This is a genomic window from Jilunia laotingensis, assembly GCF_014385165.1.
Taxonomy (GTDB): Bacteria; Bacteroidota; Bacteroidia; order Bacteroidales; family Bacteroidaceae; genus Bacteroides; species Bacteroides laotingensis.
In genome coordinates, this window is record NZ_JACRTF010000001.1 from 3,790,285 (window position 1) to 3,811,785 (window position 21,501).

At 35.5% G+C, this 21,501-nt stretch carries 19 protein-coding genes and 2 tRNA genes; 12 read left to right on the forward strand and 9 right to left on the reverse strand.

Features of this window, described 5'->3' with window-relative positions; genetic code table 11:
- Positions 1 to 10 precede the first annotated feature (10 nt).
- From H8744_RS14720 to H8744_RS14745, 6 genes are all read right to left on the reverse strand, one after another.
- The gene (locus tag H8744_RS14720; protein ID WP_262435554.1) at positions 11 to 916 is read right to left on the reverse strand and encodes a glycosyltransferase; all 906 of its coding nucleotides are present in this window, start codon (positions 914 to 916) and stop codon (positions 11 to 13) included.
- Positions 903 to 2,192 carry a hypothetical protein gene (locus H8744_RS14725; protein ID WP_262435555.1) on the reverse strand — a complete coding sequence of 430 codons (1,290 nt, stop codon included), beginning with the start codon at positions 2,190 to 2,192 and terminating at the stop codon, positions 903 to 905. Before H8744_RS14725 ends, H8744_RS14720 begins: the two co-directional genes overlap by 14 nt.
- The gene (locus H8744_RS14730; protein ID WP_262435556.1) at positions 2,189 to 3,697 is read right to left on the reverse strand and encodes a lipopolysaccharide biosynthesis protein; all 1,509 of its coding nucleotides are present in this window, start codon (positions 3,695 to 3,697) and stop codon (positions 2,189 to 2,191) included. The genes H8744_RS14725 and H8744_RS14730 overlap by 4 nt, the downstream gene beginning before the upstream one ends.
- Positions 3,697 to 5,280, reverse strand: a complete 1,584-nt coding sequence (locus tag H8744_RS14735) for a GumC family protein (RefSeq protein WP_262435557.1) — start codon at positions 5,278 to 5,280, stop codon at positions 3,697 to 3,699. The genes H8744_RS14730 and H8744_RS14735 overlap by 1 nt, the downstream gene beginning before the upstream one ends.
- A gap of 11 nt (positions 5,281 to 5,291) precedes the next feature.
- A complete protein-coding gene (locus H8744_RS14740; RefSeq protein WP_262435558.1) occupies positions 5,292 to 6,095 on the reverse strand; it encodes a polysaccharide biosynthesis/export family protein in 804 nt (267 codons plus the stop codon).
- Between the two features lie 120 nt (positions 6,096 to 6,215).
- Positions 6,216 to 8,078 carry an alpha-L-fucosidase gene (locus H8744_RS14745; protein ID WP_262435559.1) on the reverse strand — a complete coding sequence of 621 codons (1,863 nt, stop codon included), beginning with the start codon at positions 8,076 to 8,078 and terminating at the stop codon, positions 6,216 to 6,218.
- A 178-nt stretch (positions 8,079 to 8,256) separates the two neighbouring features.
- Here H8744_RS14745 and H8744_RS14750 point away from each other — a divergent pair, with 178 nt between their 5' ends.
- The 6 genes from H8744_RS14750 to H8744_RS14775 all read left to right on the forward strand — a co-directional run bounded on the left by H8744_RS14750 (position 8,257) and on the right by H8744_RS14775 (position 12,911).
- The gene (locus H8744_RS14750) at positions 8,257 to 9,333 is read left to right on the forward strand and encodes an HU domain-containing protein (RefSeq protein ID WP_262435560.1); all 1,077 of its coding nucleotides are present in this window, start codon (positions 8,257 to 8,259) and stop codon (positions 9,331 to 9,333) included.
- A gap of 27 nt (positions 9,334 to 9,360) precedes the next feature.
- A complete protein-coding gene (locus H8744_RS14755) occupies positions 9,361 to 9,888 on the forward strand; it encodes an FHA domain-containing protein (protein WP_262435561.1) in 528 nt (175 codons plus the stop codon).
- A 260-nt stretch (positions 9,889 to 10,148) separates the two neighbouring features.
- Positions 10,149 to 10,295 (forward strand): hypothetical protein, encoded by a 147-nt coding sequence (locus H8744_RS14760; RefSeq protein ID WP_262435562.1) that lies wholly within the window; start codon positions 10,149 to 10,151, stop codon positions 10,293 to 10,295.
- 179 nt (positions 10,296 to 10,474) lie between these two features.
- Positions 10,475 to 11,857 carry a peptide MFS transporter gene (locus H8744_RS14765; RefSeq protein WP_262435563.1) on the forward strand — a complete coding sequence of 461 codons (1,383 nt, stop codon included), beginning with the start codon at positions 10,475 to 10,477 and terminating at the stop codon, positions 11,855 to 11,857.
- Positions 11,858 to 11,946: 89 nt separating this feature from the next.
- On the forward strand, positions 11,947 to 12,750 hold the full coding sequence (locus tag H8744_RS14770; protein WP_262435564.1) for an MBL fold metallo-hydrolase: 804 nt from the start codon (positions 11,947 to 11,949) through the stop codon (positions 12,748 to 12,750).
- An 88-nt stretch (positions 12,751 to 12,838) separates the two neighbouring features.
- A tRNA-Lys gene (locus tag H8744_RS14775) sits at positions 12,839 to 12,911 on the forward strand.
- 91 nt (positions 12,912 to 13,002) lie between these two features.
- Here the strand turns inward: H8744_RS14775 and H8744_RS14780 are convergent.
- Positions 13,003 to 13,899 carry a hypothetical protein gene (locus H8744_RS14780; RefSeq protein WP_262435565.1) on the reverse strand — a complete coding sequence of 299 codons (897 nt, stop codon included), beginning with the start codon at positions 13,897 to 13,899 and terminating at the stop codon, positions 13,003 to 13,005.
- A gap of 286 nt (positions 13,900 to 14,185) precedes the next feature.
- On the opposite strand from H8744_RS14780, the gene H8744_RS14785 reads away from it, so the two are divergent.
- Genes H8744_RS14785 through phnW form a run of 3 tightly spaced genes read left to right on the forward strand, consistent with a single transcriptional unit; the run spans position 14,186 to position 17,491 of the window.
- Positions 14,186 to 15,505, forward strand: a complete 1,320-nt coding sequence (locus H8744_RS14785) for a DUF5690 family protein (RefSeq protein WP_439649383.1) — start codon at positions 14,186 to 14,188, stop codon at positions 15,503 to 15,505.
- Between the two features lie 44 nt (positions 15,506 to 15,549).
- Positions 15,550 to 16,341 carry a phosphonoacetaldehyde hydrolase gene (phnX, locus tag H8744_RS14790; protein ID WP_262435567.1) on the forward strand — a complete coding sequence of 264 codons (792 nt, stop codon included), beginning with the start codon at positions 15,550 to 15,552 and terminating at the stop codon, positions 16,339 to 16,341.
- Positions 16,342 to 16,399: 58 nt separating this feature from the next.
- Entirely contained in the window at positions 16,400 to 17,491 is a 1,092-nt protein-coding gene (gene phnW, locus H8744_RS14795; RefSeq protein WP_262435568.1) for a 2-aminoethylphosphonate--pyruvate transaminase, read from the forward strand.
- Between the two features lie 122 nt (positions 17,492 to 17,613).
- Here phnW and H8744_RS14800 read toward each other — a convergent pair whose 3' ends face one another.
- Positions 17,614 to 18,201 carry a lipocalin family protein gene (locus tag H8744_RS14800; protein WP_262435569.1) on the reverse strand — a complete coding sequence of 196 codons (588 nt, stop codon included), beginning with the start codon at positions 18,199 to 18,201 and terminating at the stop codon, positions 17,614 to 17,616.
- 133 nt (positions 18,202 to 18,334) lie between these two features.
- Positions 18,335 to 18,407, reverse strand: a tRNA-Lys gene (locus H8744_RS14805).
- A 273-nt stretch (positions 18,408 to 18,680) separates the two neighbouring features.
- On the opposite strand from H8744_RS14805, the gene H8744_RS14810 reads away from it, so the two are divergent.
- The 3 genes from H8744_RS14810 to H8744_RS14820 all read left to right on the forward strand — a co-directional run bounded on the left by H8744_RS14810 (position 18,681) and on the right by H8744_RS14820 (position 21,440).
- On the forward strand, positions 18,681 to 19,973 hold the full coding sequence (locus tag H8744_RS14810) for an NAD(P)/FAD-dependent oxidoreductase (RefSeq protein WP_262435570.1): 1,293 nt from the start codon (positions 18,681 to 18,683) through the stop codon (positions 19,971 to 19,973).
- Between the two features lie 357 nt (positions 19,974 to 20,330).
- Positions 20,331 to 20,768 (forward strand): DoxX family protein, encoded by a 438-nt coding sequence (locus tag H8744_RS14815; RefSeq protein ID WP_305067511.1) that lies wholly within the window; start codon positions 20,331 to 20,333, stop codon positions 20,766 to 20,768.
- 117 nt (positions 20,769 to 20,885) lie between these two features.
- Positions 20,886 to 21,440, forward strand: coding sequence for a DUF3332 domain-containing protein (locus H8744_RS14820; protein ID WP_262435572.1), 555 nt, complete (start codon positions 20,886 to 20,888; stop codon positions 21,438 to 21,440).
- Positions 21,441 to 21,501 lie beyond the last annotated feature (61 nt).

Consider the following 21,501-nt stretch of genomic DNA (forward strand, 5'->3'; position numbering starts at 1 on the left):
TAGTTTTTTATTATTTCTTTAATATTGAATGTTTGAAAAAAGAAAGAACATTACGTGGTTGCTTCAGAATTGATAAAAAGAATAATGGAGTCCTCATAATAAGAAATTTTGTTCTATGCTCCTGAAAAACAGAAAGAGGATGCATCTTATTATTGAAGAAAACTTCGTTTATTTTATATTTAAATACGACTCTCCAATAAACCCAATTAATTAAGTCATAGATTCCATATCTAAGATAAACTACATTTTGCTCTTTTTTTTGTAAAAATGAATTCGCACTAAGTTTTCCAGGAACATGCTCTAAATAGTATCCTAATATTCCATCACTTTTTACTAAACAACCATTAATTGCTACTCTTATTTGAAAATCATAGTCTGCTACTAATTTAAACTGTTCATCGAAATAACCCATTTGTTTATGAATACCTTTTCTCCACATGGGAAAACATCCAATGTGGAATGTTCGTAAAAACTGTTTTGATGATTTTTTAAAATCAATGTTGCACACTAAATCTTTAGAAGGAATTCCATATTGGTACATATAATAAAAATCGCCATATGCAAGAACTGCTTCTGGATTTTTATTTAGAGCTTCAAGTTGCAAATGGAAAGAGAGTGGTAAACGTATATCATCTACGTTCCAAATAGCAATAAAATCTCCTTTAGCGAGCATAATACCTCGGTTCCATGTTGCATAAAGTCCTTCACGATTCTTTATAATATGATGTTTGAGAAATGGATATAATGCCAAATGCGATTGTATAATTCGAATCTCGTCATCTGTTGGAGCATTGTGTAATAATAATATTTCTAGCTCATCTTTATATTTTAAAGAAGCGATGCACTTAAAATATCCTTCTAAATATTGAGCGCAATTAAATAATGATGTTATTACTGTAATTTTAGGATTTTTCATATAAAATATCATTGTACATTAAAGGAAAAACAAAGAAACTGACATAGTAGAGTTGGTCCGATGTAATAGAAAGTCCAATTATAAAAATTAAATAAAGCATAATTGATAAAGCCATTGGATTATTATACCTTCTACCATAGAAAACAATAAAATACACATAAAAAGAAAGAAAAATAATACTTCCTACGATGCCATACCGAAGTATCAATAACGACCAAGCAATATCTGATGTATCTAATTGTACAATTTCATTGGTTTTTTCATCTGACAATCCAACAATAAAATTGAAATTATTATAAGTATATTTTGAACCTTCTGACATAAATCCAACTCCAAATACCGATCCAATGGATGTTTCAGTTGTCTCAATAAATCTTTCGTAAAAATGAGCAAATCTAAAGAGTAAAGTTGATTCCTGATCAAGTTCTATGTCTTCTGTGTCCATATACTCTCCTTTTGATACTTTATCAATATCATTCATTGTTCGACTGCTTATATAAACACTACACACAGACAACAACATAATAGCAATTCCACCTGTTATTAAAATATTTCTCAATGATTTTAACATACCAAACTTTAATAGAAAGCCGAATATTAAAATCGCAATAAAAATAATACTCCATGAACGATGTAGGGGTAGAAATACAGTTGCTGTTAATAGAATAATGGAAGTTATTACCAATTTTGGGTTTTTAAAAGGATTACAAAATACTCCATAAAACACATAAAAACATAATAAAATAGGAATATTGTAACATCGATATATATAGCCATATTTAAAATTACCTTCATAGCCTGTCAACATAGGTAAACCGGTGGGTACCTGAATAATAAATAAGCAACACTGTATTAAGACCACATAAAATAATAATTTTATCAAATAGTCAATTTCAGACTTATTTAATCTGCGAAAAATGAAATATGATAGTACAAATAGATGTTGACGTCCAGTGCGTATAATTTCACTCCATGGTATATGATAATAAAAATGACTCAGTGACATTTCAAATAGAATGAAAGTTAAGTAAATGGATATAAACAGTGTTATTCTATTTTTAGGAATAAAATTATCATATTTAATACATCCCCAAATAAACAATGCAAAAATATATACTACAGCATAATCAATAGGCTTCAGTACAAAGTAGCTTTCTGGGATAATTTGAAACCCCTTTAACAAGAAGAAAAAGAAAATAAAGGCTGAAGCAATATACTTTCCAGTCACGTATAAAAGCAATCCTGATAACAAAAGAATGATAAATAGCAGACTCATAATTTATTATACAATGATACGATAAACTTGTTTTCTGAAAAATAGCGCAATACATCATCCATAGATATAATGTGAAGATGTTTATAGCCCAATACGGTTACTCCAGTTATCATAACTGCAACAAAGATTATTGAACAAATCGCATCGGAAATTAAAAATTGAAATATACTGATTATGATATATATTGATATTAGTGAAAAATATTTAAATAATATTTGTGCGTTAAAATGGTATCTGATATTTAAATATTTCTTTTGATAGTAAATCCCCAAACAGAAGCTAACAAAATAACCTATACCATTAGATATAATTATAGTATATAGATCACATAAATTATAGAATAAATAGAATGAAATTATATTTGCAATAACCGTTGATAATTGAATTACAATTGTATTACCAGGATGACCTTTGGCCATTAAATATAGATAAATAGGCAATGTTAGCGGTGAAAAAATTAAATATGGAATAACTATTCCTACAATAAAAAGAGTATATTGATTTATATCAGTTTGTAGCCATAAAGTTACAATGTCTCGGCATCCCAAGCTTAATAATGCGCATATTGGTAATACTAGAAGAAATGTTTTCTTAGTTAAATCAGCAACAAGTGTAGATATGAATTGTCGATCAGTAAGTTGAGATATATATGGAAATAAGGGTAGCATTAGTTTCTGAAATAAACCACTTAATTGCATTCGTATTTTGAGAGCAATCTCATAATATGCAACTGCACTCATTCCGAAAAAATTAGATATTATGATTTTAAATAACGGTTCATTGAAAAAAGCTATGATACCAGAACTATATAGCTTTATGCCATACTTAATTTGCTTTTTTGCGTGTTTAAGATAACTTTGTTTGCTGCCTTTTGGAGAACAATTTCCCCAATAATGAAAAGCAAAACATAAACTTAAAAATATCCATATAAAAGAAGCTATGAAAATTACTTCTCCAACTACATCTATATGATACCCTAGCATAACCACTATAATAATACCTAGCCAATAAATAACACTATAGATCAACTGTATGATATTAGTTAAGTAGATTCTTTGTAATGCATTCAAAATAGCTGTAAATGTTTGTCCTATAAGCAGTGCAGAATTTGCAATTAAAAGCCAAAAAAATAATCTTTCAGCTTCTTGATAATATAAAATAGGGATATGTAATAGTCTAATTAATAAATAAGATCGAAAGATATATGCAATAAAACTAATAGGTATAATTATTAATACAGAAATTAGAAGAGTTGTGATTATATCTTTATTTGAGTCTGCGCATTGACCTTGCTCTGCCAGAAATTTAGTAAGTGAAGAATTTAATCCTAAATTTGTGAATAGATTTAAATTTCCAATAACGGATACTAATGCAAATACTCCATATTGATCAGTACCCAATCCTTTGATAAATATTGGTATACACAAGAATGTTAATATAGCGGTAATGATAAGTTGAAATAAACCGCTTATTGAATTATTAATCAGTCTTTTCTTTTTTATCATTACTGTTTATTTTTACGTAATTCAAACAGTGAAATGTATCCACTGCTTAAAATAATGCTAATAAAAAAGCTAATAAAATATACAATATTAGGATTTGGAGCTACGGGTTTTGCTTTACTATAGGCTGCATCGACTATTTGAGCATTAGGAGTTGTAATAGATAGAGTTAGGTCATTTTCTTCTTTTTTTTGTAAAAGGAATAGGAAGAGTTCTTGTTTAATGGCTTGTTGGCGTTTTATATTGACGAATTCACGTTCTTGAGTGGGCATACCTTTAATACGTGATATAAAATATTCTTCTTGTTTTTTTAGATCTTCTCGTGCATACATAAAACCGGATTTCAAGCTACGTATTGTTGCTAACATATTGTCACGCATTGCGTCAATCTGCTCATTGATAGTTGCTATAGTGGGATTGTTTTTATAGGTATTTTTCATTAATTTTAATCGTTCTAGTAGAGCCTCATTGTATTTTTGAAGACCTTCCAATACTGTTCGGTCGTTTAAACCAATATTTAATGGGACCAATGAATAGCGGTTTTCTGGTTTTAATAAGAAATTTTCTATTAATTCAATTACGGTGTATTGTGTTTCAGCTTCTATCAAGCGTTCTTTAAAATCACCACTTTTTTCCAAGATTATTTTGGCCTCAGTTTCAATATCTGTCAAACTATTTTCCTTTTTATAGGACTCTATTTCTTTTTCAATATTATCTAAGTCTTTTGAAATAATATCAATACGTTCATCTAAAAAAGAAATTGTACTTGAAGCCAATGTCTTTTTTTGTTGTAGCCCTGTTTTATTATAAACTTGTATTATGGTATTTAATAATTCTTTTCCTTTGTTACGGTTTTGTTCTATAGCGGAAAGATTAATCACATTTGCTTTCTTTGAAACTAAATCAATGGACACAAGTTCTTGAAGCCTTTCGGCTGAGAGGTTGTATCCGCAAAAAGTAGCCTTAATATTATAATCTTCCCCTGCCTTAAAATAGGGTGTAGGGTTAATTTGAAAATCTCCATAAGAGGTATGCAATATAGCAGGAAGTTTGTCAAATGAAGTTTTTGCAATCGTTTTCCACATTCCAATGCTCGCCTTCGCTTTACCACTGCCAGATGCATTAATTTTTATATTAAACTTAATAACTGCACCAAGAGTGTCAGCTATTTCCGTTTCCGGCACTAATCTAATAGGTGAATCATGATAACATTGCTGATCAAAAGGAAACTTCTTAATTTCATAAGACTCATTTAAAAATAATTCTTTGGCTACTTCCCTACACACGGTAAAAGAACTCAGCAATTGTATTTCATCATTTATGCTAGTACTACCTCCTAATAGGCTACCAAATGCGCTGTTTTTCATCATCATGGCTTGCATTCCTGCCATTCCTCCACTGTCATTCTCTTTGATTAATATATTTGCTAAAATCTGAAATGTCGGTTTAGCTAATTTGCAATATACAAAACCAATTCCGACACAAAATACTGCTGAAATAACAAATATATACCAATACTTTAATCCTTTTTTTAATGCAGGTTTGATATCTATAAATTCATTTCTTGATTCTTCTTGTTTGCTCATATTACCTTATTTTACTTTACTAATAATGCTATGGTTAATGAGGCCAATACAGAGATGGCGCTAACTATTGTTGATGCGACTGAAACATTAAATTGATTGTTCTGGCTGTATTGTGAATTACCTCTTCGTGCTTTATTGGGTTCTACATATACGATGTCATTTTGTTGCAAATAATAATAAGGGGAATTAAGCATTTGAGAAGAAGTCAAATCAAAACGATGAAATTCTTTTTTACCGTTAATATCCCGAATAACAACTACATTACGTCGTTCTCCATATATTGTCAGATCTCCAGCTAATCCTATCGCATCAAGTATGGATACCCTCTCGTTCGGGATAGTGATTGTACCAGGTTTATTGACTTCTCCTAAAACAGATACTTTGAAATTTTGAATTTGCACGGTTACTAAGGGGGATTTAGCATATACTGAAATCTTTTCTTTTAACATATCTGAAAGTTCGCCACGTGTCATACCCGCAACATGTAAACTACCTAATATAGGAAAATCAATGTTTCCTTTATTATCAACTAAATAAGTATGTATAGTTGGTGTAGCGACTACGTTGGCTTCACCTGGTGCCAAATAGCTTGTTAATGGTAAATTAAAGATTGCTACTGCATTAGGATCAACGCTTGAAACAAAGATGGAAAGTTGATCATCCGGGGAAATTTTAGCTTCATAGTTAACGTTCTGCTTTGTCAGTTGTTCCGAACTGTATTTGTCAATGTCTTGAAAATATGTAATCTCATTACTTGTTTTACACGAAGTCAACAGAATAGTAGCAAGAATTACAGTGACAAGTTTTATTTTCATTATTAGCATTATTATGAATTAAAAAATATTTAGAAATCATTAGTTTTGGATAATAACGTAAAAGAACAAAGTTTATTATGGTTTAGGCGCTTCTTTTTGTGAAATAATTAATACCAAGACCTATTGAAGTTCTAATTTAAATTCTCTTATTTTTAGCCAACTATTAGTCTGCTTGTTTGATATCATCAATTGGTATTCACCTGGTTCCAAGTAAATATTTCCCATATGTTGCCATTCAAAATTGGCATATCCGCGTGTCGCTTGGTTATTACCATTTACTTTTGTTCCATTTCCAAAATCAAACGTAATGGTTCCCGGATATTCTCCTGCGAGCAAAGCACTAATTTTATATAGTCCACTATGAGTTATTAATATTTTGTATTTTATTTGTCTCCCATTATACCAATTGATACATGGTTTAGAATCAAAGTCATCCATTCTTACATTCCCTATTTGGGCTCCAAGAGCATCTAAACGAATGGCCTTATTTATTTCTCTAGCCCCTTCTATGAGCTTAGGTTCTTTCTTGAACTTTATCTTCATGGAAGTGCATAATTCTGAGGGCTTATTACTTGGCAGCCCGGTTAAACGGAGGCCAATCCCCTCCACGGACTCTACTTTAAAAGGTAAGGAAGGATTAGCCAAAAACGAAATCTCTACTTCATCTGCAGAATTCATTATACCAGGCAACCAAACTTCACCACTTCCATCCCAATAAAAAATATGGTAATAAAGTTGTTGTGAATTATTCTTTTCTTTCCACGTGGCCGGTCCATAAGGCAAATTAAAGCTGAATGGACTTTTACGTGTTTCATATACTCCATCACTATTTGTTCTTATCCATTGGCCTACTGTTTCTAATATGTGTTGGCATTCATTTGGTATTAGCCCTTCGCCATCTGGACCTATATTAAGCAACAAATTACCTCCCAATTTATTAGCCCGTAATAAGCACCATAAAATATATTCAGGCCTTTTCCATCCAGAATCAAATTTATTGTATCCCCATGAGCTGTTTACTGTCATACAAAGTTCCATGTTTTCATATTCAGTATTTTCATCCATTGCTTGTTCGGGGGTTGCAAAGTCTCCTTGGTAAGCGGATAACGTAGAAAGACGATTATTTTGTATGATGGAGGTGCTTGAATTGGTAATTAATGCATTACAGCGTATAGCAAACTCTTCATACGGATTTTCAGAATCCCACCAGAATATGTCGGGGTGATAGCGCTGCAATAAATCAATTATCATAGGATATGTATAAGTTTCCATGTATAATTGGTTTTCCGCATAAGAATATTTTTTCATATTCAGTTCCGGAATAGGACCGAGTCCTCCAGAATGCATCCAGTCACGGGTATGTGAAAAGTAGATTCCAAATTTGAGACCTGCATCACGAGTTGCTCGGGCAAGAGGTTCGATCAAATCATAATTCCAAAGAGTGCCTGCCGGGGTCTGGGATATATTCCATTCTGTGGCACTGCTATTCCATAGACAAAAACCATCATGATGTTTTGTAGTAATTATAATATACTTCATCCCTGCTTTTTGTGCGAGGTTAACTATAGCTTGAGGATCGTATTTTTTTGCAGTAAAACATGATGCATATTTACGATAAGCTTCTCGCGGAATGGATGCTTCATAAAGAATCCACTCTGCTCCTGCCCCCATACCTAATTTAAGCGTATCAATATTACTGTTGTTATTCCCAGCACTTTGGAAATGTATCGATATACCATCTATGTTTTTTCCTATATATTCACCTCCTAAAACAGAGTATATGCCATAATGGATAAACATTCCATAACGAGCATCGTTCCACCAATCCATTTTTGATACTTTTACTGGTATAGAATCTTCGTTGTTTGGTGGAATAGGTGTATTTTCAATTATGGGATCTTTGCAACTACTAAATACAAAAAAATAGAGGAATAAGAGGCAACAAAACTTTATTAAATTTGCAGCTAATATATATATTTTCATGGTTGCTTTTTCGAATATTGCTAATGCGTTAATGTCTGTTGTATAATTCTATTGCACTTTAATAAAAACGGAGGACTTATTGATTTATTATATCTGAAAACTTGAAGTTTATAAAATGTGATGAAAAGAAATCTCCTTTTTTCTAGCAAATCTCCAATTTATCAATTAAATTTGCATTATGATTGAATTAGCACAGCATATAGAGGCGTTATTATTGGAGAATGATTGTGTAATCATCCCTGGATTTGGAGGATTTGTTGCTCATCTCACACCAGCGGTGAGTGTGGAAGAAGGTAACGTATTTATTCCTCCTATTCGTACAATTGGTTTTAACCCACAGCTGAGACTGAATGATGGTCTATTGGTGCAATCTTACATGGCTGTATATGATACTGATTTTTCAGACGCTACTAAAATTGTTGAAGAAAAAGTGGAGGAATTAGTAGCTCTTCTCCATAATGAAGGGAAGGCAGATTTACAGAATATCGGTGAGCTTCGGTATACAATTCATGATACATACGAATTTATTCCATATGAAGATAGAATTACTACACCTTATTTGTATGGGCTTGGTTCTTTTGAGATGAGAAAACTATCCGTTTCGCGTTCGGTAGACACTAAGGTTTTGGAACCAATTATTCAGAAAAGAAAAAAATCATATGAAATAAGAGTAAATCGTGCATTTTTACGTAATGCCGTAGCTGCAGTAGCTGCAGTAGCACTGTTTTTCTTGCTTTCAACACCAATAGAAAACACATATATTGAAAGAAATAATTATGCCCAATTATTGTCATTAGATTTATTTGAAACAATAGAGAATAGATCCGTGGCGTTTACACCTGTAAAACTCACTAATGAGTTTCAGCAAAAAGTAAAGCGGACAATTAAAAAGCATAATGCAAAAGCAGCTGTTGTTGCAAAGCCTATTGCTGTTAAGGAGGTAAAAGTGTCCAAACCGGTTGTAACAGAATTAAAAAAAGAGAATTTACAAGTTCAAGTTAAAGAAACTAATCAGATAAAGAAAACTGAAAATCATTTTTATATTATTGTAGCCGGAGGCATAGCGATGAAAGATGCAGAAAAAATGGCACAACAATTGAACTCTAAAGGATTTACTGACGCAAAAGTGTTAGATTATGATGGAAAAATCCGCGTAAGCATCCTGTCTTGCTCCACACGTGAGGAAGCCAATAAGCAGTTGCTGAAATTCAGAGAAAATGCTGCCTATAAAAATGCTTGGCTGCTTACCAAATAATAAACTCCTCTTATAAAGATTATAAAAATGAAACGAGTTCGTTGTCCCAAGTGTGAGAATTACTTGTCTTTTGATGAAACTAAATATAGTGAAGGACAATCTCTGGTGTTTGTATGTGAGAATTGTGGAAAGCAATTTAGTATCCGTTTAGGAAAAAGTAAGGTAAAAGAAACCAGAAAAGAGGAAATACTGGATGAACAAGTCTATAAAAAAGAATTTGGTTGTATTGTTGTGATAGAAAATGTCTTTGGCTTTAAACAGATCTTACCTTTACATGAAGGAGATAATGTTATTGGAAGGCGATGTATAGGGACAGTGATAGATACTCCAATAGAGACTGCTGATATGAGTATGGATCGCAGGCACTGTATAATTAACGTAAAACATAACAAGCAAGGTAAACTAATCTACACTTTACGAGACGCTCCTAGTCTAACAGGGACATTTCTTATGAATGAAATCCTTGGAGAAAAAGATCGTATTCGTTTAGAAGATGGAATGATTATTACAATTGGAGCCACTACTTTGATACTAAGAACGGCTGAAACAGCTTGAATCATGTTATTAACAGTATTAATGGTTTAAAAGATGTGGTGTTCATTCATCCATAAATGTACTTTTAGGAAATAAAAATACGTTCTTTTGTAATAAATAAATACCTGCTTAACGTACAGTTAAATAGGTATTCTTGGCTATAATAAAATTGATTATTTTCATATATTCAGTTTATGGATTTATTTATTCATAAATGAATACTGAACAAACTATCAAATTGATTGTTTTATGCACATGTGAAATAATAAAAACTGATGTGTATGAAAGAGAAAAACAGAATATGGGTTATTTTTGCCATTATTATAGCTGTATTGCTTATAGGATATTGGATATTATCTTCTCCCAGAATAGAAAAAGATGTAAATCAACAGTCTAAAGAAGTTATCGAAGATTTAACTATCGATTAGAAGTCAATAAGGAATTGTCCTAAAATTATCATTCGCAAACTATATAGGGAAATGTAAAATACGGTGGATTTGTGTTTTTTTTAAATTTTATAGTAAAATGTTATAGATGATGCCATTGTTGCACATTATGTGAAAAACGTATCTTTGCGTTGAATTAATAATAAAAACATAACATTTACATGAACAATTCCCCTCAAAATGCTACCAAAGGGTTTACCAAAGCTTTCTGGGTCAGCAATTCAGTCGAACTGTTTGAACGCATGGCTTATTATGCCATGTTTATCGTTCTTACCATTTATTTATCCTCTATTTTAGGATTTAATGATTTTGAAGCAAGTATGATTTCCGGTTTATTTTCCGGAGGGTTATATTTGCTTCCTATTTTTTCCGGGGCTTATGCAGATAAAATTGGTTTCCGGCATTCAATGATTATTGCATTCTCCCTTCTTTCTATTGGTTATCTTGGATTGGGGGTATTACCGACTTTATTAGAGTCTGCAGGGTTGGTTAGATATGGTTCGGTGACTTTATTTTTGGGCTTGCCGCAAAGTAATACACGATGGATTGTGGTGCCTGTTTTGTTCATCATCATGATTGGAGGCAGTTTTATTAAATCCGTCATTTCTGCATCAGTGGCCAAAGAAACGACAGAAGCTACCCGGGCACGAGGGTATTCCATCTTTTACATGATGGTAAATATTGGCGCTTTCACTGGTAAGACAATTATTGACCCTTTACGAAATATTGTTGGTGAACAGGCTTATATATACATCAATTATTTTTCCGGTACTATGACTTTAATAGCTCTTTTATCTGTAATATTGCTTTATAAGTCTACCCATACAGCTGGCGAAGGGAAAAGTATGAAAGAGATCGGACAAGGATTTCTGAGAATTATTACCAATTGGCGGTTATTGATTTTGATTCTTATAATTACCGGATTTTGGATGGTACAGCAACAGTTGTATGCTACAATGCCTAAATATGTGATTCGTATGGCTGGTGAAACAGCAAAACCTGGATGGATTGCGAATGTCAATCCCTTTGTGGTTGTATGTTGCGTTAGCTTTATTACTCGTTGGATGGCAAAACGTAATGCGATAACTTCTATGAACATTGGAATGTTTCTGATACCTATATCGGCTCTGTTAATGGCATGTGGTAATCTTTTGGGAAATGATGTTATTTCCGGTATGAGTAATATAACATTGATGATGATTGCAGGCATTGTTATTCAAGCATTAGCGGAATGTTTTATTTCGCCACGTTATCTTGAATATTTTTCCTTGCAGGCTCCTAAAGGAGAAGAAGGAATGTACTTGGGGTTTAGCCATCTTCATTCATTTCTCTCATCAATTTTAGGCTTTGGGTTAGCAGGCATTCTTTTGACAAAATATTGTCCTGACCCTGTTTTGTTTGAAACACATGAGGCTTGGGAGGCAGCGAGCGTGAATGCACATTATATATGGTATTACTTTGCAGCCATAGGATTAGTTGCGGCAATTGCGCTTCTTGCTTTTGCAAAAATAACCCAATTCATCGATAAAAAGAAGAAAGTATAAGACTGATTTTATCCTTATTTTATGTATATTTGCCGTCACTTTGTCGCAATAGCTGACGGCAAATTGCATTTAAAGAAGAAAGATAAAACATGAAAGTTAGATTTATAAGCCTGGCAAGTGGCAGCAGTGGAAACTGTTACTATCTGGGTACTGAGACATATGGGATACTTATTGATGCTGGAATTGGGATACGCACCATAAAAAAACTGTTGAGGGATATCAATGTAGGGATGGACTCGATTCGTGCTGTTTTTGTAACTCATGATCATGCTGATCACATTAAAGCTGTTGGTCATTTAGGTGAAAAACTGAATATTCCCGTTTATACAACATCCCGAGTACATGCAGGAATCAATCGGAGTTATTGTATGACTGAAAAGTTGCATCACAGTGTACGCTATCTGGAAAAAGAAGAACCGATGGACTTGGAAGACTTTCATATCGAATCTTTTGAGGTACCACATGACGGAACTGATAATGTCGGATATTGTATTGAGATTGCCGGAAAGGTGTTTTCTTTTCTTACTGACCTTGGTGAAATCACTCCTACTGCCGGCAAGTATATTCGTAAAGCTAACTATTTGATATTGGAGGCTAATTATGATGAAGAGATGTTGAAGATGGGGTCTTACCCTAAATATTTGAAAGAGCGTATATCAAGCAATACTGGTCATATGAGCAATACAGCGACTGCTGAATATCTTGCAGATAATTTTACAGATCATCTGCATTATATTTGGCTATGTCATTTAAGTAAAGATAATAATCATCCTGAATTGGCATTTAAGACGGTAGAATGGAAATTAAAAAATAAAGGAATTATTGTGGGTAAAGATGTGCAACTTGTTGCATTAAAGAGAAGTACACCGTCAGATCTTTATGAATTCGAGTAATGGCAATAAGAACTAAGGAAAAAAGCTGTTTTTTCCTTGGCGGAATCGAATAAAAAAGTTACCTTTGCAACCGCAAATGCGAAAAGATGCACTCTTAGCTCAGTTGGTAGAGCAACTGACTCTTAATCAGTGGGTCCAGGGTTCGAATCCCTGAGGGTGTACGAAGAGGGGTGTACGAAAAGTTTCGTACACCCCCTCTTTTTATATTACCTCCTCATTAGCAAATTCTTCAAGTAACATTTGTATAACCTTTTACTTACAATTAGTCAGCTCCAAGATTTTCTTTTCTAAAGCCAAATCCTCCATGCTCATTTTTTGAATAGGGATGTTGCACATACGAATTACGTCACCTTCGCGACAAGTGTAGTCATAATAGAGCAGTTCGGTTTCGTCTAGTTCCTCGTATGACTTCAACACTCCTTGTTGTTGTAAGAATTTTTGGCGGTTAGTATCATCTGTTTGCTTCACAAGAAGGATACGGCGAGCTATAGGATTGAAATTGTAATCAAGGCATTGGTAGATGCCGCGCAAGAAAGGCGGACGGTCATACAGGGGTAGTTTTAAGCAGATATTAAATATGGAAAGCTGGGGCGACTGACTTTCATTGAAGGCAAGGTAGAGATGGCTCATGCCGTTCATCAACCCAACTCCCCAATGGGTGGTGCCGTGGGCATTGGTATGTCCCACCTCAATATGGCTCCCGTTTTCGGTGGGGGCGATGAAGTAAGGTTCTATTTTCAGGTCATCAGTGCTGGAAGAGAGGCTATAACTGGTGTAAATACCGCTATAATTAGCAATGTAGTTCACACTACGATTGGCGTTATACTCCAGTTCATCTAGGAAGGGATTCCGTCCGTCCGATTTCTCTTTCACCGCCACGTCCATAACGAAAAGTTCCTGCTTCATTTGCGGAAGAGAACCTAGGAATTTTTTTTTAGACAAGTTATTCACCCACACCAATGCATTGTCCAGAGCATCGTCTTCGTCCATACCTTTCTCTACATTTTTGAAATAGGTAGGAAACACCGTGGAATACATGGCAGATAATACGCTAGGCGTGAGGTGGGTCTGTTCGGCCATCTCTTTCATCTTTACTCCCTTTTTACGTAGGAAAGTAATGCGGTCGTAGATTTCTTTCAGTTCGTTCATGCTTTTACGTACGAATGTGTTCATTAACTAATGACAAAAATACTTTTCTTTTCCAACACATAAAGCTCTGTGCTTTGCCTTTTTACAAAAAAATGCATTTTCTCACCTTTGGAGGACGCGTTACATTACAATTACATGAATATTTCTGAATTATTTCGCGTTTATTATTCCTGCTTTATTCATTTTTTGCCTCGCAAGGTCACTCTACTTTTGCTCCGTCAAAAATAAAAAAACGAAATGGAATATGAATTTATCACTAAATAAACAGATGGAAGGCAAAATCGCAATGCAATGCAAAAATACCGGGAACCATACTCCGGACTGGATTTTCATTCTTTGGATGGGTGGAACAGCCCTCGTATCTTACTCGTTAGTTTACGCCCTGCGCAAGCCGTTCACTGCTGCCGAGTTCAAAGGGTTGATGGTTGCAGGCATGGACTATAAGATTGTGGTAAGCATCATCCAGCTTATCGGCTACGTGTGCGCCAAGCTGTTCGGTATCAAGTTCATTTCGGAGTTGAAACCGCAAAATCGATTGAGATTTATTATTGGTTCTGCCGCTTTGTCCGAAGCATCGTTGCTAGCGTTCGGATTGCTGCCCATACCTTATAATATAATAGCGCTCTTCTTCAACGGTCTCTCTTTAGGATGCATGTGGGGCGTGATATTCAGCTTCCTTGAAGGACGACGTACTACTGATATTTTGGCAAGTATCATGGGGGTAAGCATGGCACTTAGTTCGGGCGTAGCCAAAAGCATGGCACTCTACACGCTGAATCAACTTCATGTAAGTGAGTTCTGGATGCCTGCCCTAGTTGGGGCTTTGGCTTTCCCGCTACTTTGCTTCATGGGGTGGATGATGACCAAGTTCCCTTGCCCTACAGCGACTGACATCGCTGCACGTTCTGTACGCGTTACCCTCAATGGACAGCAACGGTGGAAACTGTTCAAGCAATATATGCCGTTGCTACTCTTGCTCTTTGCGGCCAATCTGATACTCACTGTCCAGCGCGACATCAAGGAAGATTTCATCGTCTGTATCATTGATGTCAGTACCATCTCCTCTTGGCTTTTTGCCAAGCTCGATGCTATCGCGACGCTTGTGCTGCTAGGCACGTTTGCATTGCTTGCCTTTTGTGGCAATCATCTGAAAGTACTCTGTATCTTGCTGGGACTTTCTACAGCAAGCATGGGAATATTGGCTCTGTTAGGCACCGAGCAAATACAAGTGTCTACTGCTTTATGGCTTTTCCTGCAAACGCTCTGTATAGACATTGCATACCTTGGCTTCCAGACCATCTTCTTTGAGCGTTTCATCGCATGTTTCAAGGTGAAGGGAAACGTGGGTTTCTTCATCATTACCATCGACTTCATCGGTTATGTGGGTACATTGGCTTTGCTACTTTTCAAGGAACTGAAAGCATCGGATATGGATTGGGCGGTGTTCTACAACGAAATGAGTGTTTTTGTGGGTGTGACCTGTTGTATCGCCTTCGTGGTATCTATAATTTACATGGTGCAGTCCAACCAAATGGACGATGCAAGAAAAAAAATGTCTGGCACGAATAATTACAATGACTTATTAACTTTAAATCCTAAAATATGACAGATTTCAATTTCACCCAAATAGGTAACATAAACAATATTAATATGAAAAAGATTGAATGCGTGATTATGGACTGGGCAGGAACTTCCATCGATTATGGATGTTTTGCTCCGGTGGCAGCTTTTATAGAGAGCTTCAAACAGATAGGCGTTAATGTAACCCCTGCCGAGACACGTGCCCACATGGGGCTGACCAAGATTGAGGAAATCCGTGCCCTTTTCGCCATTGAGCGCGTGGAGGCAGAGTTTCGTCAAAAATACGCGCACATCCCCGACGAGAACGATGTGCAAGAATGCTATAAGCGTTTCCAAGACGTACTATTTACCACCTTGGAAGATTATACTGATCCCATTCCGGGCGTGGTGGATGTGATTGCCGGCTTGCGTGCTAAAGGAATTAAGATAGGCTCTACCACCGGATACACCAAAAGCATGATGGACGTGGTAATTCCTTCCGCTGAAAAGAAAGGCTATAAGATTGACGCGTGCGTCACTTCGGACAATCTGCCTGGTGGCCGCCCTAAACCTTATATGATTTACCAGAACATGTGCCTGCTTGATGTGCCTTCCCGCTTCTCCGTGTTAAAGTATGGAGACACTATTGCCGATATCCGTGAAGGTGTGAACGCTGGTGTATGGAGCGTGGGCGTCGTGATGGGTAGCAACGAGTTAGGGCTGACCGGAGAGGGAGTCCGCAACCTACCTATGGGCGAGCTGAAATGTCGAATGGCTAAGGTGCGTGACCGCATGTACGCTGCTGGTGCAGACTACGTAGTGGATACTATAGCCGAACTTCCAATGCTGATTGAGGATATCAATGAGCGTATGGCGTTGTGAAAATCATCATTACGCAAATAGATTAAACATTAATTACAAAACATTAAAAATTATCAATATGAGACCTTATTTACTCCTAACCCCCGGCCCCCTAACAACTACCGACACCGTAAAACAAGCCATGATGAGTGACTGGTGTACTTGGGATGAAGAATATAACCTAGATATTGTGGAAGTAATCCGCAAAAAACTCGTGGAGATTGCTACAAGCCATCCCGAAGAATATACTGCTGTGTTGATGCAAGGTAGTGGAAGCTTCTGTGTGGAAGCAACTCTAGGCTCTGTGGTGGGTTCTACTGACAACCTACTCGTAGTCGCCAATGGCGCTTATGGCAAACGCATGGGAGTTATTTCCGAATACTATAACATTAATTACCACCTGATGAGGTTTGAGGAGACAGAACCGGTGAATGTCTCGAAGATCGATACTTACCTAACAAAGCATCCTGAGGTGACTCACGTTTCCTTGGTACATTGCGAAACCACCACCGGAGTACTCAATCCTCTCGAAGAGGTTGCCGCTATAGTAAAACGCCATGGCAAAGTACTGATTGTGGATGCAATGAGCAGCTTTGGTGGTATACCCATCGATATGGACAAGCTGAGTATTGACTTCATGATTAGTAGTGCCAACAAATGTATCCAAGGTGTACCAGGATTCGGCTTTGTCATTGCTCGTCGCTCGTTGCTGGAACAATGTAAAGGTACCGCCCGTTCACTCTCACTCGACCTTTACGATCAATGGGAAGCCATGGAAAAGGGACATGGCAAATGGCGTTTCACTTCGCCCACCCATGTAGTGCGCGCCTTCATGCAGGCTTTGAGTGAACTGAATGCCGAAGGAGGTGTGGAAGCACGCTACGCCCGTTATTGTGAGAACCATCGTGTACTGGTGGAAGGCATGCGCGCTTTGGGCTATAAAACCTTACTTCCCGATGAGCAACAATCACCCGTTATCACTTCCTTTTATTACCCCTCTTCCGACTTCAACTTCAAGGAGTTTTACCTAAAGTTGAAAGCCAAGGGATTCGTCATCTATCCGGGCAAAATTTCACAGGCCGACACCTTCCGCATCGGAAATATTGGTGATGTTCATCCTATTGACTTCGTGAAATTAACGGAGGCTGTCAAGGAAATCATGGCAGAATAATCCTCACACTCCATAACCAAATGAAATAAACTTCCTGCATATCGATTGTTTTGTCTACTCTACAACCGATATGTGGGATTTACAATCTAATCAGCGATTTTTTTATTTTGAATAAGTATTTCCTATTTCTGCCTAACTAATCTCCAAATGACAGTTTTATCATTTCCGAGAATAAGGGAATCCGCATCAATTTTTATGACATTTAAGGTGTCACTACCAACAATGGTTTGTTTATTGCCAATACTTTCGTATTGCAAAGTTAGTTGCCTGTCATCTAAGTTCCAATTTTTAAAAAGTAAAGTTGCCATATTAATCGAGCGAGCTGTACCGTTCTGATTTAAAATAAAACCTTGCATCTCTTTTGGGTTAATTGGATTGGGCTCAAGCCAAGTACCTTGAATATAATAATATGGAGAATGTACGGTAACAACTAAATCAGTCGCTTTTAAAATTTGCGTTCCGCTTATCTGCTCTTTAATACAGGTCACTTTAACGGAATCATTCAATAATACTCCGGGAACTTTTTGCGGGTTCGCATTCATTGTACTGATGTTCAATGTGTCCCCTTCATTTGTAACAACTGTTATGTTGTTCATACTGGCATCATAAACTATACCTTTTATTATTTGTGTAGGAGATATTTGTTTACATGACGTAAAACTACCTAAAAATAAAGTAGTATAAAGAGATAAATAAAATAAGCTTTTCATATTCAATAAGTTTGGATAGGTTGTCAATGAAACAAAGATACAGGAATTGTTTGAAAAAAACAATTATTTTTTAACTATACAGATAAGGAAATAATATAAAAGGGGAATAATCATTATTCCCCCCCCCCCTTCGTACACCCTCAGGGATTCGAACCCTGGACCCACTGATTAAGAGTCAGTTGCTCTACCAACTGAGCTAAGAGTGCATAAATGCATTGCTTTTTTTATTTCGGGTGCAAAGGTAAGGATTTATTTGGAAATAGCAAGAGGATTCAAAACTTTTTTTGTTTTTTGTTCACATAACCTCTTAACACACTTAATATCAAATCTAGGTTTTCCATATCTTTAATAATCTGAGATTGTATTGAAAGGTAAGGTGAGTTAGTTTCTTAGAAAATCAAATTAAAAGACAACATCCTTTTATGGAACTTTTTTATTTTTATGATGTTAATATACTATCAGAATAATACAAAATCAATATGATGAATAAAGTAGATATTCCCGATAAAGGGAAAAGAAAAAGGATTATCATTGTAGGAGGTGGATTCGGTGGATTAAAACTAGCACGTAAATTGAAAAATGATATTTTTCAGATTGTATTACTGGATAAAAATAATTATCATTTATTTCAACCTTTACTCTATCAGGTTGCCACTGCGGGTATTGAACCAAGTGCTATCTCCTTTCCATTCCGCAAGATATTTAAGCGACGAAAATATTTCCATATTCGTATATGCGAGGCACAACGAGTCATTCCAGGACAGAATGTACTTGAAACTTCAATTGGTAGCATTGAATACGATTATTTGGTAATAGCTACGGGATGTTATACGAATTACTTTGGTAATAACGAGATGGCTCTTCAAACGATGTCTCTGAAGACTACAGCAGAAGCTTTAGCCAATAGAAATCAGGTTTTGGAAAGTTTCGAAAAAGCTCAGAATACTAGTGACATGGATGAACGTAAAAAATTGATGACATTTCTTATCGTAGGAGGAGGTGCTACTGGCATAGAACTATCTGGTGCATTAGCCGAAATGAGGAATTTCATTTTGCCTCAAGATTATCCAGATTTGGATATCAAGCATATGCGTATTGTATTAATTGATGCAGCCCCTCGTTTGTTATCGGCCTTCTCTGAGAAATCTTCTGAAGAAGTAAAAGATTACTTACTGAAAAAAGGAGTAGAAATAAAGCTTGATTCTAAAGTGGAAAGCTATGAAAATGATATGCTGGTACTTAGTGATGGAACAACTTTACCTTCAAAAAATGTCTATTGGGTCGCAGGGGTTAAAGCTAATAGTATTGCAGGTCTTCCATCAGAAGCCTATGGTCCGGGCAACCGTTTAAAAGTAAATGAATATAATAAGATCCTTGGAAGTAGTAATATATTTGCTATTGGTGATACTGCCTTAATGGTAACCAAAGATTATCCGAGAGGCCATCCACAAGTTGTCCAACCGGCTATACAGCAAGCTAAACTTCTAGTACACAACTTGGATAATTTGGAAAAAGGACTTCCTATGAAACCTTTTGTATACCATAATAAAGGATCTATGGCAACTATCGGAAGAAATAATGCAATTGTGGAGTTGAAGAAATTTCGTTTTAGTGGATTTTTTGCATGGGCAGTATGGCTCTTTATTCACTTAATGAGCATAGTCGGAGTAAAAAATAAACTATTTATTTTCACTGATTGGATGTGGAGCTATTTCACCTATGATCCGTCATTACGATTAATAATCAAACCAGTTAAAAAAAGAAAAGATTAAAGAGTAAATTCTCTTTATTCGTTATATACCAAAAGAGCATCAAATTCTTAATAATTAGTTGATGCTCTTTTAAATTTGTAAGTACTTTATATCTACTTCTATTCATCTTCATCGTCAAAATATCCGTATTCATGCAAAATGCCCCGACCTATTTCATCAAAACACTCTCTGAAGAAGTCTTTTAGTTTTTTCATAATTCATTTCTTTTCATGATAACTAGTTATACCATAGTAACAAACGCCTTAGAGAAGAGCTTGAGTGATTTCATTGTTATAACTGTTTATTTAATAAGCATAAACAATGTCAAAGTCTGAATTGTTTATATTTGACATCTAAATAAACTAACAAATGAAATTTATGATTTACAGATTTTTGTTCCCTTTAAAGCCTGATAGTACAGGAGCTTCTTTATTTCTTTTAGCATTGCGTATCTTCTTTGGTGTATTGTTGATGAGTCATGGTATACAAAAGTGGAGTAATTTTCAAGAGATGTCTGCTACATTTCCTGATCCCCTTGGGGTCGGTAGTCCATTATCTTTAGGATTAGCTATTTTTGGTGAAATGGTTTGTTCTATGGGATTTATTATTGGCTTACTTTATCGTTTGGCAATGTTGCCAATGATCTTTACAATGGGAATGGCGTTTTTCGTGATTCATGGAAATGATCCATTTTCAGTCAAAGAGTTGGCGCTCGTTTATCTTGTCGTATTTATACTGATGTATATATCCGGTCCCGGTAAATTTTCTGTTGACTACGTTTTAGGAAAAGAACTTAGACGACGCAAGAAAGAATGAGATAGAAAATTCGTGAGATTTTGTTTCTATTAATTAAATCGTTTATATTTGCACTCTGTATGTAGGTCGATAATGATATTCTACATTCAACAAAATAATAACTAAAAAACAGAGATTATGAAGAAAAACAAATTTACATTTGTAGCAGTGTTTGCACTAAGTGGAACCATGTTGTTCAGTTCATGTGTTGGTTCATTCGGTTTATTCAACCGTATTTCTTCTTGGAACCAGTCTGTGGGCAATAAGTTTGTGAACGAGCTTGTGTTTCTTGCTCTTAACATAGTTCCGGTATATGGTGTTGCTTATTTGGCAGATGCTTTGGTTATCAATTCCATCGAATTTTGGAGTGGCACTAATCCTATGGCAAATGTAGGAGATGTAAAGAATGTAAAAGGTGAAAACGGTAATTATCTGGTAGAAACACTCGATAATGGATATTCTATAACAAAGGAAGGTGAAGAAGCCTCAATGGAATTGATCTATGACAAAGATGCTAATACATGGAACGTAGTAGCTAACGGTGAAAGTAGAGAACTACTAAAAATGAATAATGACGGCACGGCACAGATGTATCTGCCGAATGGTGAAACTATGAATGTGACATTAGATGCTCAAGGCACACTTGCAGCACGTCAGTTAGTGGATAACGGACTTCTGTTTGCGGTGCGTTAAATCAAATGAAATAAATATTATTGAGATGAAACATATTTCTGAGAAGAATGTGTTTCATCTT

What these genes read in the sequence shown, in the direction of transcription:
- H8744_RS14720 (WP_262435554.1), bottom strand. Translation starts at nt 916, where the DNA reads ATGAAAAATCCTAAAATTACAGTAATAACATCATTATTTAATTGCGCT.
- H8744_RS14725 (WP_262435555.1), bottom strand. Translation starts at nt 2,192, where the DNA reads ATGAGTCTGCTATTTATCATTCTTTTGTTATCAGGATTGCTTTTATAC.
- H8744_RS14730 (WP_262435556.1), bottom strand. Translation starts at nt 3,697, where the DNA reads ATGATAAAAAAGAAAAGACTGATTAATAATTCAATAAGCGGTTTATTT.
- H8744_RS14735 (WP_262435557.1), bottom strand. Translation starts at nt 5,280, where the DNA reads ATGAGCAAACAAGAAGAATCAAGAAATGAATTTATAGATATCAAACCT.
- H8744_RS14740 (WP_262435558.1), bottom strand. Translation starts at nt 6,095, where the DNA reads ATGAAAATAAAACTTGTCACTGTAATTCTTGCTACTATTCTGTTGACT.
- H8744_RS14745 (WP_262435559.1), bottom strand. Translation starts at nt 8,078, where the DNA reads ATGAAAATATATATATTAGCTGCAAATTTAATAAAGTTTTGTTGCCTC.
- H8744_RS14750 (WP_262435560.1), top strand. Translation starts at nt 8,257, where the DNA reads ATGATTGAATTAGCACAGCATATAGAGGCGTTATTATTGGAGAATGAT.
- H8744_RS14755 (WP_262435561.1), top strand. Translation starts at nt 9,361, where the DNA reads ATGAAACGAGTTCGTTGTCCCAAGTGTGAGAATTACTTGTCTTTTGAT.
- H8744_RS14760 (WP_262435562.1), top strand. Translation starts at nt 10,149, where the DNA reads ATGAAAGAGAAAAACAGAATATGGGTTATTTTTGCCATTATTATAGCT.
- H8744_RS14765 (WP_262435563.1), top strand. Translation starts at nt 10,475, where the DNA reads ATGAACAATTCCCCTCAAAATGCTACCAAAGGGTTTACCAAAGCTTTC.
- H8744_RS14770 (WP_262435564.1), top strand. Translation starts at nt 11,947, where the DNA reads ATGAAAGTTAGATTTATAAGCCTGGCAAGTGGCAGCAGTGGAAACTGT.
- H8744_RS14780 (WP_262435565.1), bottom strand. Translation starts at nt 13,899, where the DNA reads ATGAACGAACTGAAAGAAATCTACGACCGCATTACTTTCCTACGTAAA.
- H8744_RS14785 (WP_439649383.1), top strand. Translation starts at nt 14,186, where the DNA reads ATGCAATGCAAAAATACCGGGAACCATACTCCGGACTGGATTTTCATT.
- phnX (WP_262435567.1), top strand. Translation starts at nt 15,550, where the DNA reads ATGAAAAAGATTGAATGCGTGATTATGGACTGGGCAGGAACTTCCATC.
- phnW (WP_262435568.1), top strand. Translation starts at nt 16,400, where the DNA reads ATGAGACCTTATTTACTCCTAACCCCCGGCCCCCTAACAACTACCGAC.
- H8744_RS14800 (WP_262435569.1), bottom strand. Translation starts at nt 18,201, where the DNA reads ATGAAAAGCTTATTTTATTTATCTCTTTATACTACTTTATTTTTAGGT.
- H8744_RS14810 (WP_262435570.1), top strand. Translation starts at nt 18,681, where the DNA reads ATGATGAATAAAGTAGATATTCCCGATAAAGGGAAAAGAAAAAGGATT.
- H8744_RS14815 (WP_305067511.1), top strand. Translation starts at nt 20,331, where the DNA reads ATGATTTACAGATTTTTGTTCCCTTTAAAGCCTGATAGTACAGGAGCT.
- H8744_RS14820 (WP_262435572.1), top strand. Translation starts at nt 20,886, where the DNA reads ATGAAGAAAAACAAATTTACATTTGTAGCAGTGTTTGCACTAAGTGGA.